The sequence below is a fragment of the Dokdonia sp. Dokd-P16 genome (genome assembly GCF_003095655.1).
Taxonomy (GTDB): domain Bacteria; phylum Bacteroidota; class Bacteroidia; order Flavobacteriales; family Flavobacteriaceae; genus Dokdonia.
In genome coordinates, this window is sequence record NZ_CP029151.1 from 503,108 (window position 1) to 518,940 (window position 15,833).

Below are 15,833 nucleotides of genomic sequence, written 5' to 3' on the forward strand. Positions count from 1 at the left end.
CGTAGTACGCTTTCGCGAAAGCATACTCAATATGTCACATAAAAAACTTCGCATAAACGGCCACTCTCACCTACTTCCCTATCCAGAGGAAATTCCTCAGTTTATGAAAGACAAGGGTATATTTTGGGTAGACAAAGACCGAAAGTTTATGCTCCAGAAAGACTGGAGTAGGCCTGTGACAGACTCAAGTTTTTTCTTGCACGAAAAACTGGAGTGGATGGAGCGCAACAAAGTAGACCACGCCGTGGTACTTAACCTCTCGCAGCTTTATGGAAATGGACTACGTCTAGAAGAAATGAAGCAAGCACTAAAGTTTCAAAATGACTTTAATGCGAGAGTGCAACAAGAACATCCAGACAAGTTTACAACTGGTTTTGTGGTACACCCAGGGTTTGTGCGTGGCGCTTTATGGGAAATAGAGCGCTGTGTAGAGGTGTTAGGTATGGATTTACTATGCTTACCTACGCACTATATGGACACCATCGGGACGTGGCGATGTATTTTTGACGAAGAAAATGAACCTATTTTTGAGCTTGCAAGTAAGTATAATCTAGCAGTAGAGATTCACCCTTATGATGGTGAGAAGTTTATAAAACTGCAGAATACAAACTGGCGTTTTCACCTTATATGGATGCTTGCACAATGTGCAGATGCCTACCACTTCCTTACGCTTAATGGATATGCAGATAAGTATCCGGGTATGCGCGTTTGTTTTGCTCACGGAGGACAACTAGCGCAGATTAACCTAGGTAGGCGCATACAAGGTTTTGACGGAAGGCCAGATCTTTTTGAAGGAAAAACACACCCTCGTAAATCTGTAGGGCATCCTAATATCTTTTTTGACACCTTAGTACACGACACAAATTCGCTTAAAATGGTGATTGAAAACCAAGGAAGCAAGCAGGTGGTTATGGGACTCGATGATCCGTACCCGCTAGGTGAGATGGAAAGTGACAACCAGAGTAGTTACCCTGGTAAAATATTAGATCTTGCTTTAGAACGTGAGATTATTAATGCTACCGAGTATGACCAGATATGGGATGATAACGTAGTGCGCTGGTTATATGGAGATGATGAGAAGCGCAAGGAAGCTTTCAGGAAAAGGATATTAGGTCAAAAATAAATTATTGTATTACCTAGACTTATCTCAAAAACGATAGGTAATTTTGTCTTTCAAACTTATTTATAATGCACTTTTTACCAGAGGAACTTGATGATTATGTAGTTGCGCACTCGGCACAAGAACCAGCCCATCTCAAAGCACTTACTAAGGAAACATACCAAAAGATATTACAACCTCGTATGCTTTCTGGCGCATATCAAGGTAGAGTGCTTAGTATGATTTCAAAATTAGTAAATCCTAAGAGCATTTTAGAGATTGGCACATTTGCTGGTTATAGTGCTCTATGTTTGGCAGAAGGGCTTCAAAGTAACGGAACACTTCACACTATTGACATAAAGGAAGAGATGCAAGATTTTCAGCGCAAGCATTTTAACGCTTCGCCTTACGGATCACAGATTATACAGCATCTCGGTCAAGCACTAGATATTATTCCAACCATTGATACTACTTTTGATCTCGTTTTTATAGATGCAGATAAGCGCAACTACATTAATTATTTCCATACTATAATAGGTAAAATGAATCCTGGCGGAATTATCCTTTCTGACAATGTATTATGGAGTGGTAAAGTGGTTGAACCACTAAAGAAAAAAGATGTGGACACAAAGGTGTTATTAGATTACAACATGCTTCTTAATGAAGATCCTCGAGTAGAAACGGTATTACTACCTATAAGAGATGGTCTTACAGTAAGCCGTGTTTTATAAATTTTATTTCCTAAGCTATTTAAAAAATATAAATTAAAATCTCAATGCTGAGATTGGTCTAGAATTATAGAGATCTCTTGATAGGACCAGTAATATCATTAATATCTTCCTTAGCCTTATCAATCTCCTTTTTAATATCCTTAGTAAGATCTAAGTCGATATCATTTCTTTCGGCAGTTTTTGTGATTTCTGATTTGATATCATTTGTAGCGTCTTTAAGTTGGCGCATGCCCTTCCCTAAACCGCGAGCGATTTCTGGAACTTTGTCTGCACCAAAAACCATAATCACTATAAAAATAATGAAGGCAATTTCGGCACCAGAAATAAATAGTGGTAAGCTTATCATAGATAACAAAGGTATTTAATAGCGCAGTAGTTTAAAAATTTTCAAATAGAATAATAACAAACTATATGAGATTGTTTTAAGGATATAAAATACGCTTTCGCGAAAGCGTAACTATTCACACATCACGCTCAATAACAACACATTCTCAGAAATCAACACCTCGCACCTTATAAATCACGCTATGTAAGGATTACTGAAAAATCGCAAATCATTAATTTACATTGAGTTATGCCAATTAAACAAGTTGCATAAGCTATAACTTAAAAATCATTTAAAAAAAACTTTAAGTTTTTTGTAACATTTTGCAACTTTGCTGCGTATAACAGTTATAATAGACAAACCCTAGTTCATTACAACCCTATGAGACAGCTTAAAATTACTAAGCAGGTCACCAATCGTGAGACCGCATCCTTAGACAAGTACTTACAAGAAATCGGTAAAGTTGACCTTATCACGGCAGATGAAGAGGTGGAACTAGCACAGCGTATAAAAGCTGGTGATCATCGTGCTCTAGAGAAGCTTACTAAAGCAAATTTACGTTTTGTAGTTTCTGTGTCAAAACAATACCAAAACCAAGGACTTACCCTCCCAGATCTCATTAATGAAGGTAACTTAGGGCTTATAAAAGCTGCACAGCGCTTTGATGAAACTCGTGGTTTTAAATTTATATCATATGCGGTATGGTGGATACGCCAGTCCATCTTACAAGCACTAGCAGAGCAATCTCGTATTGTACGTTTACCTCTCAATAAGATTGGGTCTATTAATAAAATTAATAAAACCTTTGCTTTTCTAGAACAAGCAAACGAACGCCCACCTAGCCCTGAGGAAATTGCCAAAGAGCTAGACATGTCTATTAATGATGTAAAGGAATCTTTAAAGAACTCTGGACGTCACATAAGTATGGATGCGCCTCTAGTAGAAGGAGAAGACTCAAACTTGTATGATGTCTTAAACTCTGGTGAATCACCAAACCCTGATCGCCAACTACTACATGAATCCCTTAAGACAGAAATAGAACGTGCTCTTGAAACACTTACTCCACGTGAGGCAGATGTGGTTAGACTTTATTTTGGCTTAGGCGATCAACAGCCTATGACCCTCGAGGAAATAGGAGAAACCTTTGATCTTACTCGTGAGCGAGTGAGACAGATTAAGGAAAAAGCGATTCGTAGATTAAAACATACTTCACGTAGCAAGATTCTTAAGACTTATTTAGGATAACCTTATCATTTTTACCGATAATGTGTTAAAACCAATAGCCAATGCTCTTGGTTTTTTTTACAGTGAAAAGATTTGGTATCTTTGTAATACAAAAATGTAATTAACGCCACTGGCGACTTAATAATGACAACAACAGTTTATCATAACTGTTCGTTTTTTGATTGATGAATGAATCCCCGGCTGATTACCGGGGATTTTTCATTTTAAATATTCTGGGTTACAAAACTTAATACTTAATCTTCATACCTTAGAAGAGAATCATATCTTTACATAAAACATCTATTATATGTCGACCACGCTCATTGCCCCATCCATACTTGCTGCAGATTTTGCAAACCTTCAACGTGATATTGAGATGATAAATGCTAGTGAGGCAGACTGGTTTCATATAGATATTATGGATGGTGTTTTTGTTCCAAACATTTCTTTTGGAATGCCAGTGCTACGTGATATTGCAAAACACGCTAAAAAAACTATAGACGTCCACTTGATGATTGTAGATCCAGATCGTTATGTACAAATGTTTGCAGATCTAGGAGCAAACATACTCACCGTGCATTATGAAGCATGTACTCACCTACACAGAACACTACAAGTAATTAAAGCTGCTGGGATCAAAGCTGGTGTAGCTCTTAACCCACACACGCCTGTGAGCCTTCTTGAAGATGTTATACAAGATATAGACTTAGTCTGTATGATGAGTGTGAACCCAGGTTTTGGAGGACAACAGTATATAGAGAACACGTATGATAAGGTTACTGCTCTCAAAACTCTAATCACAAAAAAAAATGCTCCCACGCTCATAGAAATTGACGGCGGTGTAAGTGATAAGAATGCTGCGCAGTTGGTTCAAGCTGGAGCAGATGTACTTGTAGCTGGAAGCTTTATTTTTAAATCATCCAATCCTACGGAAACGATCAAAGAACTTAAAGATATTGCAGCTCGCTAATTAACAATAGGATCAACTACTTGAACCTTTGCTGTATCTTGAATGACAGGAAGCACCTCATCAATAATAAGCGTATCCCTTCTTCTAAGATTATATAAGTACGTCGTATCTGATTGTGCAAATGTTTTTGCTTCTGTCGCATCCATTTCTAAAAACGAAGGACATGGAAAATAGTCAAAATCGTATTCAAAATTTGTGAGCATGGGTGATTTCCAAGAGCTCAGTCCTTTAAATACAGATGCTACCATAGGCATTGCTGTATTTGCACCAGAGCCGTGATAGGTTTTTTCAAAGTGCACTCTCTTATCTCTTGTCCCTACCCACGCTCCTACTACAATTTCTGGTGAGGCACCTATAAACCAGCCGTCCCCATTATTTTGGGTAGTGCCGGTTTTACCTATGAGGTTATATCCTATTTCATAATTTTTCATTCCTGAGGCGCTTCCTTCAGTTATTACCTCTTCCATCATTTTCTGTAATTCCTTTACATGCTGTACACTGGCTACACGCTTTCCAGCAGTAGGAGTATGTTTGTATAATTCATTACCATCCTCATCTTCTATGCGCTGTATTGTATAAGGTTGTATACGTGTTCCACCGTTTGCTATACTTGCATAAGCAGTAACCATTTCAAATAAAGTAAGCTCTGCAGTACCAAGCACGATACTTGGTACTTCTGGAAGAGTGGTAGTAATACCCATCCTCTTTGCCTGATCCATCACTTTCTCTATCCCTACATTGAGCTGTAATTGTACAGATACTGTATTTACAGAATTTGCAAGCGCTCCGTGCATACTATAGCTCCCTCCATATCTTCCACTAGCATTTTTAGGCTTCCAATCTTCATACTGCTTATAGGTTACTAAAGCATTATTATAATAGTTACAAGGATCTTGCCCTCTCTCTAAAGCAGCTAGATAAGTGATAGGTTTAAAAGTCGAACCCACTTGTTTTTTAGTCACCACGTTATCTGTCTGACTAAAACCATAATCTATCCCTCCCACATATCCTAAAATAGCACCAGATCTACTATTTACCGTAAACACTGCTGCGTGTAATCTATTAAGACTTGTAGCTATGGAGTCACGTAGAGATTGAAGCCTTGGCTCATATCCTTTACCTATATTCCAGAAGTCACGTTCTTTAACTTTCATCGAGAACTCGGCAATAGAGGCTGCTGTAGCATTCTTAGCTTTCATTCTTTTTACAGCTGTTTGCTCTTGAACTATTTTATCTAAAAGAGCTTCCTTACCTCCTTCTGTGGTGGTAGCCGCCCAGTATTTATCCATCAATACTTGTAATCGTTCTACTTGTTTTTGTAGCGCCTTTTCTGAGCTTTTCTGTATCGAACTATTGAGCGTCGTAGTAATCTTTAGTCCATCCGTGTGTAGATTATAAATATGACCATCTGCAGCTGGGTGCTGTTGCGCCCACGTATTAAACTCGGCTTCTACAAAGTTTTTATAATAAGTGGAAAATGAGGACTGTTTTTTACTTGCTTGATAATTGATTGCTAGAGGCACTTGCGCTTTTATTTTCTCCTCATCGCTAAGGAAACCATATTTCACCATTTGGTTTAAAACCGTATTGCGCCTGCGCTCTGCACGTTCTGGATGATTGCGCGGACTATAATAACTAGGTGCTTTGAGTAATCCCACGAGCGTAGCACTCTCTGTAGTGGATAATTGCTCTGGAGGTTTATTAAAAAAGCGTAAAGATGCTTTTTCTATACCGTATATATTTTCGCCAAAAGACACTGTATTAAAATACAGCAGTAAAATTTCATCTTTACTATATACAGACTCTAGCCTTCTAGCGATAAAGAGTTCTCTAAACTTATTTATAGGAGTACTGAGAAAAAACTGCTTTTTACGTCCAAAGATATTCTTTGCAACTTGTTGTGTTACCGTACTACCACCGCCTGCATTCTGACCTAAAATAACAGATTTTATAAATACACGACCATAGCTTTTATAATCTATACCTCCATGCTCATAAAAGCGAGCATCTTCGGTTGCCACGAGGGCATTTTTAAGTGCTTCTGGAAGTTGAGCTAAATCTACATTTGACCTGTTTTGCAAAAAGTAAAGACCGATGGACTCGCCTCTAGCATCGTATAATGTAGAAGTAACTGGATTTTTTAATTTTTTGAGATAGTCGGCTGTTGGTATTTTTCCAAATACACCTAAGTAAATACTCAATAAGAATACTGCAAATAATCCGACCATAGTGAGCACCGCATATCTTATTGCTCTAAAAGGTTTGGCTTTAATTTTTAACCAAATTGCCTTAACCTTACTTTTATAACTATACAAATGACTTTGAATTAAAAGATTGAATTAGAATTTCTCGCATTGCTCCATAAAAAAATGCGCACTCCTATTATCTAGGAAAGTACGCATTTATTTTTAGTAATTGAGAGCCCTTAATCTCTTGACATAAATATTCTCAAAATATACCAGAATAATAACATCAGTGAGGCAAATAAACCTAAAGCCGCAGCAACGTACTGCTCTTCATCATATTTATGAACCATATTTGAAGTAGTATATAATATAGACCCTGCTGCAAGTGCAACCATAGCAACACTAAACCATAAGCCGAGGTCAAATCCAAAGAGAAGTCCAGCAACCATAAGGCCTATTGCTAGAAAAAATCCAATGGCAAGTATAGATCGTAAAAATGAAAAGTCTTTTTTAGTAAGAATCACAACTGCAGATAATCCTGCAAATAATGCAATGGTCATCACGGCAGCCTTTTGTAAAATCTCTACTCCATCTATCATAGAAAATGCCTTAAAAAGTAGAGGAATAAAAATAAAAGCCTCTGCAACTACATAAACCCCTAAGGCTAAATAGTGCTGGTATTTATCTCTAGTCTTGAGTGCTAACCCCTCTGCATAGTTTGTGATAAACATAAATGCACCTAACAATAATAGCCAGCTCCAACCTCCTGTGAGGGATAAAGCAAAATTCACAATCACTGGTGATTGAAAAAATAAATATTCGGTGATGATGAATAATAATACTGCAAGTGCTACATAGGTGTATGTCTTGCGATAAAATGCCACTCGGCGCTCATCAGATAATGCACTTACTGGTACTATTTGTGGTTGATATGATTCCATTGATGTTGTTATTTTTAGTTTTGAAAGTGAAGTATAAATGTAAACAAACTAGAAATACGCTATTCCTAAAAAGTAAATATTGTAAATATCTTAGAGAAGTATCTTATATCTAACGGGATGTATTTATTTTTTGCTTTCGCGAAAGCGTACTTATATCATAAATAATCTGCTATATCTAATTACCTCAGCAGTTACTTCTTAGAAGACGCACCTTTAAAGTTTTGAGATGAATTTTTGAACAATACATTGAAGGTTGTGAGACTACCATAAATACGAGTAATGTACTGCTGGAGATCAATTTTATCTTGATCATCAAGTGTTTTACTAGCATTAATCTTTTGCTCCATCACGCGCACACGGTCGCGCACCATCACAATTTTATGGAAGAAGCTTTCTATAGAAATATCCTTTGATGACAAGTTGCTATCCTCTGGAGATAATGTCATCGTTCCTCCTCTCCACTTATCTGCTATAGGCACCACCTCAGATATGTCGCTATATCTCTTGAGTAAATCTCTAAAGGTCTTTTCTACCTCATACATACTCACACTATCTACCTCACCTTCTATTGCTTCTATTACTTCAAAATTATCATCTAGTGTTATAGTCTCGAGTCCACCGTCTATAAAAGTTACCCAGTATAGCTCTGAGGTAACATTTGTAATTACTCCTTTACCTAGCTTGTTGTGGTCTATCCTACTTCCTATTCCTAATATGGTATTCATAATATTATATATAGTTTCTTTTATGTTATTACTTATTTACGAACGCTAATATATGTAATAACGTCCTTGTGTTTTGGTTTTAGATATTTTTCTCTTAACAAGAATTTAACGTCTTAATAGAAACCTTGCGATTATTAACTGCGTAAGTGTTCTCAAATAAACAATATACAACAATGAAAAAATTACCAAAAATTCTAATCGCAGGTGCTGTCTTACTTGGAGTAGGTGCACTTATCGCAGCCGATCACTTAGATGCTCCTGCCGTAGGCGGAACAACCGCAGACATTACTGATTACTTCGCATTTGAAAGTGCTGAGAATTCAAGCAACACCGTATTTGCAGCAAACGTACAAAGTTCACTAGCTGGAGAGGCTGAGTTTGACGAGAACGTTCTTGTTGAATTCAACATCGATAATGACGGTGACTTAGTAGAGGATAGAGTAATACAAGCAATTCCAAGAGACGGAAAAATGTATTTCTTTGGACCTTATGAAATTTCTTCAACTGGACTTAACAGTACTATTGACGAAAGTGCTCTTATTGGATCTGTAGATATCTCTACTGGAGCTGATGCAATCACAATGACTACTACTAATGGAATTAAAATATTTGCTGGATTAAGAGCAGATCCTTTTTTCTTTGATTTTACAACTTTTAATGCTGTTGTAGGAAACCCTGCAGGACCTTTTACAGGAACAACGGGACCAAACGGTGGTTTTCAAACTGCTGAAAATGCTTCTGATCCTTTTGAGGGAACAAATGTACTTTCTGTAGTGGTTGAAGTTCCAAACACGTTATTAGGTGGTACTTCTGCACATCCAGCTGGAACAGGTGTTCAAGTTTGGAATACTTGGGTTGAAGCAAAAACAAAACAATAATAGTTAAAAGACAAATATCATGAAATTACAAAATATAAAATATCTATTTGCAGCAGTTCTTCTAGCAGGAGTTGTATCATGTAGCGACGACGACGATAACACACCTATCACAATTGATCCAGTACCAACGCCTACAGAAGTTGACTTTTCTGGAACGTTTGCTCAACAAGATCAAATGGGACGTGCAGCAATTAACACTGTATTAGGAGGAGACAGCGCAGCTAAAAATAGCTTCAACACGACAATCCCTTCTGAAATGGTTGCAGGATTTCAACAAGCCTTTCTTGACAAAGCTGTAGCATTACACGGTGCATTTGGCGTAGAATATGAAGAAAACATATTAGCTTTAGATGCTCAAACACTAACAACATTATTAGCTCAAGACGTATTACAGGTTGCACCAGACGCACCTACTACTTATTTTGATGGAACTAATGTTCTTACTGGTCGTACTCTTAGTGATGATGTTGTAGATGTATCTTTAATTTTACTTTTCGGAGGAAATAATGGAGACAAATACAATGGACAAGATCTTGATGATGATGGAACTCCAGATTTACCAATCTTAGTTACAGATAACGTAAGTGCTGGTACAGGTGCTATGGGGACTACAACATTCCCTTACCTAGTAGGACCACAATAAAAATTTAATTATTTTTAATTAGCTTAAAAAAGGGTCTGAATTTTTCAGGCCCTTTTTACATAAAACCAATTGATCTTATGAAATATATAACCTTATTATTACTCACAACCGCCTTAATAATCTCTTGTTCTAATGAAGATGAAAAAATTCTCAATAAAGCCGATTATGAGAACTACCTAAAGACTGAAAATTCTCAAGAGATTGCAAAAGCAGAAAAAGAATTAAGCTTCTGGAATGAACGTATAAAAAAAGATAGTATCCAACTTATTGAATTATCAAAAAGTGCAGGAATGCAGACAAAGATTTTTCAACTTAATGCATCTATAGAGCAACTCAAAAATGCAGAAAAAAATCTTACAAGATCTGCGCTAGTAACAAACATAGGCAAAGACGGAAAACTACTGGCATTAGCACAAAACTACATCACTCAGCATCGCTTTAAAGAAGCAAAGACTCTCGTTGATAGTGCTCGCATAGTAGCTGGAGGAGAAATTAAAGCAATTAATCTAGTTGCATTTGATGTAGCAATGGAACTAGGTGATTATGAAAATGCAGAAAAGATCTTAACAAAAGAAACAGACTTCTCAGACTACAACTACTTGATTAGACTTGGAAAACTGGAAGATTACAAAGGTAATCTTGACAAAACAATCCAGCACATGGAAGCTGCAAAAGCTATTGCAGAAAGTAGTAAGCAAAAGGGATTACAAGTGTGGGTCTACACAAATCTCGCAGACTATTATGGACATGCTGGAAGAATTAATGATGCTTACAACCACTATCTCAAGGCACTAGCAATCGATCCTAGCAATACTTACGCAAAAAAAGGAATTGCCTGGATTGCATATTCTTATGAAAACAATCCTACTGAAGCTTTACGCATAATTGAAGCTATAGAAAGAGATAGTAAAAGCCCAGATTACGAACTTCTCAAGTCAGAGATTTACGAAAGTACTGGCGATGAAGATAAAGCAAAAGAAGCGTTAAACAATTTTTTATCCCGAGTTTCAAATCCAAATTATGGAGATATGTATGGAGCATATCTTGTCGAAATATATGCAGGCAACCCTGAGACATCACAGCAGGCCATTACGATAGCTCAGAAGGAAGTAAACAATAGACCTACTCCGATGTCTTACGATCTACTAGCACATGCTTACTATGGAAATGGAGATTATAAAAAAGCCTTAAGCATAACTCAAGAACATGTAATTGGTAAAACTCATGAGCCTATGGCGCAGTTTCACACAGCACAAATTTATAAAGCTCTTGATATGAAAAATGAACTAGCTCCTATCAAAGAAGAGTTACTGGAAACAAGCTTTGAACTAGGCCCTGTTACCTATAAAGAAATACAAAACTTATAATTTTCCTAATCTATGAAACCGCTTCACAATGTTTTACGTAGATATAGTAAGGTTATTAGAAAACTATTAATGGTTGGATAGTTTTTGATTTTGTTTGTATGAGCGTCTTACTCTTTTGAGTAAGACGCTTTTTTATGACCTATAATTCGAGTTAGCTTTATTACCTTTTCTTAAGCGCAAGTCACACATAATAGTATATAACCTACACACAAAAGCTGTCGTCATCCTGCTTGTTTAAATCATGCTCATTTAGTGCCTTTTTGATGACAATTGAGTAAGCATAACAACTAGACAATTCATATAATCTATAGATAACATGAACAGGTTATATGAGTAGTTATTTGACTAGCGAGCTTATTGATTAGTAAACGAATTGATAGCGCATAAAAAACTCCTTGCTATAGAACTAGCAAGGAGTTTTTAGATTGATACTATACCTATATATGTTACATGTAATTAGAAAGCTCTCGTACATCTTAAGATGATGCAACCACTCCTAATGTATATAGTTGCTCAAGTGTAGGAGAAGCACTTCCTCCTTCTGGCTCTAACGTAATACCAAAGGCTTCAGACTCATTAGGATTACTTAGCTCAAAGATTTGATTTCCGCTAGCATCATATTGATCAAGAACTCCTATGCTCGTAGGCGTAAGAGGTTCTAAGGTAAGTGACCACACTTGGTAAACCTTCCCTTCAGGAGGTTCTGGTAATCCTTTTACATCTATATACGCTTTACCACTTTTCTTATCCCAATACACAGATGCATAAGCTTCTGGTGCAATAGCTTGCGCTCCTAGTGGCACTGCTATTAAATCTTGTTTACGTATTACATTAAGTAATCCTCTGGTTTGATCGAGGTTTGTTTCTGCAACTTGTGTTTTACCTTCTTGAAGCAACAATTCTCTCTCCGTATCCACGATACGATCTTCAAGCTTGTTATTTTCAGTATATAAGTAACCTACACCCGCAAGCAGTAATATTGCAGCAGCCCATCCCATAAAAGTGATGATAGGAGTTTGCTTTCGCGAAAGCGGGATTACTTTAGTTTCATTATCGTTTATGTACTTTCTTAGAACACTAACATCCTTAGGCTCACCAGGAGCGGCTGCCTTAGCAAGATGCATTAAATGGTTTTCGATCTCTACTACCTCTTGTAGTAATGCTGTATCTTGAGATACCTCACGAGCAATCTCCACCATTTCCTCCTCAGGAAGTGTTCCATATACAAAGAGCTCGAGAACCCCTGAATCTATATATGTTTGTGAATTTTTCATACTACGCCTACAATATCTCTTAGTTTTTTTATACAAATTCTATTTCGTGTTTTTACGGTACCTAAAGGAATATCTAGCTCTTCGGCTGTTTCCTTTTGTGTATATCCTTGAAAAAACAAGAAGTGAATTATCTTTTTACAAAGCGGTTCTAGAACGTCTACATACTTCTTGATACCAATGGCATCTACCGAAGTATTAAAGCTTCCTTTCGCCTCGAGAATATCTACGAAATATTCGGCAGTATGGTTTTTCTTTTGATTTTTGAAATCTTTAGAACGTGTTTTGTCTATAGCACCATTGCGAGCTATATTAAGCATCCACGTAAAAAATCTTCCTTTAGAAGGGTTGTACTTATCTGAATTATTCCAGATTTTAACAAAGGTGTCTTGCAATAACTCTTCTGCTACCTCTTGGTTATGTACAACACTATTTATAACTCCAAATAAGCTCTCGCTATAGAGTTCATAAATTTTCTCAAAAGATGCAGGATCTTTCTGTAGAAACTTATTAATTAATGCGTCTGGTTGTGTCATCATAGATTAGACTACCAATGTAGGATTATGATTTACCATATGCAACTATTTTGCTGTTAAAGCCTGTAATAATTTACTTGTGCTATTAATAAATCAATCTCACTCTCCTACTAGCTTATGAAATATACATCTGTAATTGAAACTTTCACGAAAGGATTATCTCCGCTGCACTTCGGTGATCCCACAAAGCTCCGCTTTGAAAATAGAAGAGCCCCAATTACAAATTCAAATACACTTGATTTACTATGAGAATTTTGTGCTCATTAGTAACTTGAAAGGGTCAGAATTCAAACTTTTTGAAGGAAGACATAACTGTAATGGAAACTTTCACTGAAGGATTACCTCCGCTGCGCTTCGGTGATCCTCAAAGCTCCGCTTTGAAAATAAAAAAGGAGAAAAATAATTTCTGAGCAAGCTCAAATTATTTTCTCCTTAGTTAACTCAAAGGCACGAGTTCAAACTTTCTGAAGGACGACATAACTATAATGAAAACTTTCACGAAAGGATTACCTCCGCTACGCTTCGGTGATCCTCAAAGCTCCGCTTTGAAAATAGAAAAGGAGAAAAATAATTTCTGAGCAAGCTCAAATTATTTTCTCCTTAGTTAACTCAAAGGCACGAGTTCAAACTTTCTGAAGGACGACATAACTATAATGAAAACTTTCACGAAAGGATTACCTCCGCTACGCTTCGGTGATCCTCAAAGCTCCGCTTTGAAAATAAAAAAGGAGAAAAATAATTTCTGAGCAAGCTCAAATTATTTTTCTCCTTTTCTATTTATTCGTGACCCAGAGAGGATTCGAACCTCCAACCGTCAGAGCCGAAATCTGATATTCTATCCAGTTGAACTACTGAGCCTACTTTTTTTGCTTTCGCGAAAGCGCAAATGTAAATCTTTACTGAGTAATCACAATAAATTCTGAACGACGATTTAATTGATGTTGCTCCTCTGTACAGTCTGAGTTGTTATCACAGGTATTTACGAGCTCTGTCTCGCCATAACCTTGACCAGATATCCTATTGGCATCGATACCTCTAGAGATAATGTATGCCACTGTAGATTTTGCTCTTCTATCTGAAAGTGACAGGTTATAATCATCCTTACCTCGACTATCTGTATGTGACCTTACGCTTATCACCATATCTGGCACTTGCTTCATTGCAGAGATCACTTTTGTAAGCTCTAACGCAGCATCTGGTCTTATGTCAGATTTATTATAATCAAAGTAAATAGGATTAAGATTAAGAAGTTTTGCAAGATCGTCACCTACTCCTACTTCTGTAAGTCTCAACTCGAGCTCTATATCCTTTTGTAATGTTTCTGGCTCTGCCGGTGTGATCACAATAACCTCTTTTGCATAATATAATTTTGAGGTCGCACGTATTACATAATTTTCTGAGCATACGAGACTAAATCTATATAAGCCACGTGCATTTACATCAACTTCTTTTACCACTTCATTATCAGCATTCATGAGCTGTACTTTTGCATCCGTTATAGGTTGCTTTGTCACCGCATCTGTAATAAAACCTAAGACATCTACATCACATCGTGGCTCTGGCTTTTCCTTTTGCTTGAATCTATAAATATCATCACTACCCATTCCCTGATTACGACTTGAAGAAAAGAAACCAGTTTTTAAAGTGTCATTCACTATGTAGGCAAAATCATCTGCAGAGCTATTAATAGGTTCACCCAAGCTTGCAACCGTAATCTCTTCTGATGATGGGTTAGTCACAAAAATATCAAGTCCTCCCAGCCCTGGATATCCATCTGAGGCGTAGTAAAGATTCCCTGTACTACTCATAAATGGAAAGGCATCTCTTCCTTCTGTATTTATAGGTTTCCCAAGATTTACAGGCTCACCAAAGCTTCCATCACCATTAATAGCCACTTTCCAAATATCTGACAGCCCTACACTCCCTGGCCTATCTGATGAGAAATAAAGTGTTTTTCCATCTGGGCTTAACGCTGGGTGGGCAGTAGCATATTCTTCTTCATTAAATGAAACTTCAACCGCTTCTGACCAACTTCCTTTTTCCTTATCTAATAACCTAGATTTATAGATTTTCAATTTATTAATCCCATCTGACGATTTTGCAAAATCTCCATCTGTAAAATTATTTCTTGTAAAATACATTGTCTTTCCATCCTTAGTAAACGTAGGAGTACTCTCATGGAAGATGGTATTTACCTTGCGGTGAAAACGTGAAGGCGGAGACATGCTTCCATCTTCCTTCATAGTGGACTTATATAAATCCAAAAATGGCTGATTGTTCCACTTATGTATACGTCTTGTAATAGAACCCGTATCTCTTGCCGAAGCAAAAATCACTTGATTCTTATAATATGACGGACCAAAATCTGAGTATCGAGAGTTCATCTCTCGTATCATATTAACCGTATAATAGCTTTCTCGGTAGCCTTCTACCTTTGTATAATCTGGATTTTCTTTGAATAATTTTGCTCTGAAGTCATTTCCGCTTCGATCTGCAAAGATTTGCATCATCTCATCAGACTTATCATATTCTTTGATAGCACGTAGTGTTTGCGCATATCTAAAATAGTGCTCATCACTTACAGAGTCTGCATAGCTTTCTGTAAGTTTCCCATACCATTCTTGAGCTTGGGAGTACTTACCATTGTAATAGTAGGCTTCTGCTATTTTATTAAAAACTTGATAAGATTTAAAACCTTCTGCTACGAGGTCTTTATAGATTTCAATCGCATCTATATAAGCTAACTGATTAAACTTTTTATTTGCTCTAGCAAGCTTTCCTTGCTGTGCATTAGCACTAGTAATTGTACTAAAAATAATCACTAAAATAAAGGCGCACCTCATAAATCCCTTCATAACCTCTTGGTATAAAAGTTAAACGTTAAAAACTATTTAGGGGGTTTATTTAAAGACTGCTTGAGTCTCGCTGGGGAACACA

14 protein-coding genes and 1 tRNA gene are annotated in these 15,833 nt (G+C 36.9%); 7 read left to right on the forward strand and 8 right to left on the reverse strand.

What is annotated here, in order from left to right:
* Positions 1-31 precede the first annotated feature (31 nt).
* The gene (locus tag DCS32_RS02265; protein WP_108876818.1) at positions 32-1,123 is read left to right on the forward strand and encodes an amidohydrolase family protein; all 1,092 of its coding nucleotides are present in this window, start codon (positions 32-34) and stop codon (positions 1,121-1,123) included.
* A gap of 65 nt (positions 1,124-1,188) precedes the next feature.
* Entirely contained in the window at positions 1,189-1,830 is a 642-nt protein-coding gene (locus DCS32_RS02270; protein WP_108876819.1) for an O-methyltransferase, read from the forward strand.
* A 64-nt stretch (positions 1,831-1,894) separates the two neighbouring features.
* Here DCS32_RS02270 and DCS32_RS02275 read toward each other — a convergent pair whose 3' ends face one another.
* A complete protein-coding gene (locus DCS32_RS02275; protein ID WP_013751401.1) occupies positions 1,895-2,176 on the reverse strand; it encodes a twin-arginine translocase TatA/TatE family subunit in 282 nt (93 codons plus the stop codon).
* Positions 2,177-2,536: 360 nt separating this feature from the next.
* Here DCS32_RS02275 and DCS32_RS02280 point away from each other — a divergent pair, with 360 nt between their 5' ends.
* Entirely contained in the window at positions 2,537-3,400 is an 864-nt protein-coding gene (locus tag DCS32_RS02280) for an RNA polymerase sigma factor RpoD/SigA (protein ID WP_108876820.1), read from the forward strand.
* A gap of 286 nt (positions 3,401-3,686) precedes the next feature.
* Complete coding sequence (gene rpe, locus DCS32_RS02285) at positions 3,687-4,349, forward strand: ribulose-phosphate 3-epimerase (protein WP_108876821.1); 663 nt, start codon at positions 3,687-3,689, stop codon at positions 4,347-4,349.
* On the opposite strand, the gene DCS32_RS02290 is transcribed toward rpe, so the two are convergent.
* From DCS32_RS02290 to DCS32_RS02300, 3 genes are all read right to left on the reverse strand, one after another.
* Positions 4,346-6,577 (reverse strand): transglycosylase domain-containing protein, encoded by a 2,232-nt coding sequence (locus DCS32_RS02290; protein WP_239057550.1) that lies wholly within the window; start codon positions 6,575-6,577, stop codon positions 4,346-4,348. The genes rpe and DCS32_RS02290 overlap by 4 nt on opposite strands.
* 197 nt (positions 6,578-6,774) lie before the next feature.
* The gene (locus tag DCS32_RS02295) at positions 6,775-7,476 is read right to left on the reverse strand and encodes a Bax inhibitor-1 family protein (RefSeq protein WP_108876823.1); all 702 of its coding nucleotides are present in this window, start codon (positions 7,474-7,476) and stop codon (positions 6,775-6,777) included.
* A gap of 191 nt (positions 7,477-7,667) precedes the next feature.
* Entirely contained in the window at positions 7,668-8,201 is a 534-nt protein-coding gene (locus DCS32_RS02300) for a hypothetical protein (RefSeq protein WP_108876824.1), read from the reverse strand.
* Positions 8,202-8,374: 173 nt separating this feature from the next.
* Between DCS32_RS02300 and DCS32_RS02305 the strand changes: the two genes are divergently transcribed.
* From DCS32_RS02305 to DCS32_RS02315, 3 genes are all read left to right on the forward strand, one after another.
* The gene (locus DCS32_RS02305) at positions 8,375-9,079 is read left to right on the forward strand and encodes a DUF4331 family protein (RefSeq protein ID WP_108876825.1); all 705 of its coding nucleotides are present in this window, start codon (positions 8,375-8,377) and stop codon (positions 9,077-9,079) included.
* A gap of 19 nt (positions 9,080-9,098) precedes the next feature.
* Positions 9,099-9,722, forward strand: coding sequence for a hypothetical protein (locus DCS32_RS02310; protein ID WP_108876826.1), 624 nt, complete (start codon positions 9,099-9,101; stop codon positions 9,720-9,722).
* A 77-nt stretch (positions 9,723-9,799) separates the two neighbouring features.
* Positions 9,800-11,089: a tetratricopeptide repeat protein gene (locus tag DCS32_RS02315; protein WP_108876827.1), complete on the forward strand. Its 1,290-nt coding sequence runs from the start codon at positions 9,800-9,802 to the stop codon at positions 11,087-11,089.
* Between the two features lie 476 nt (positions 11,090-11,565).
* On the opposite strand, the gene DCS32_RS02320 is transcribed toward DCS32_RS02315, so the two are convergent.
* From DCS32_RS02320 to DCS32_RS02335, 4 genes are all read right to left on the reverse strand, one after another.
* Positions 11,566-12,363 (reverse strand): anti-sigma factor domain-containing protein, encoded by a 798-nt coding sequence (locus DCS32_RS02320; protein WP_108876828.1) that lies wholly within the window; start codon positions 12,361-12,363, stop codon positions 11,566-11,568.
* On the reverse strand, positions 12,360-12,899 hold the full coding sequence (locus DCS32_RS02325) for an RNA polymerase sigma factor (RefSeq protein WP_108876829.1): 540 nt from the start codon (positions 12,897-12,899) through the stop codon (positions 12,360-12,362). The genes DCS32_RS02320 and DCS32_RS02325 overlap by 4 nt, the downstream gene beginning before the upstream one ends.
* A gap of 781 nt (positions 12,900-13,680) precedes the next feature.
* Positions 13,681-13,754, reverse strand: a tRNA-Arg gene (locus DCS32_RS02330).
* 38 nt (positions 13,755-13,792) lie between these two features.
* Positions 13,793-15,751: an OmpA family protein gene (locus DCS32_RS02335; RefSeq protein WP_108876830.1), complete on the reverse strand. Its 1,959-nt coding sequence runs from the start codon at positions 15,749-15,751 to the stop codon at positions 13,793-13,795.
* Positions 15,752-15,833: the final 82 nt, after the last annotated feature.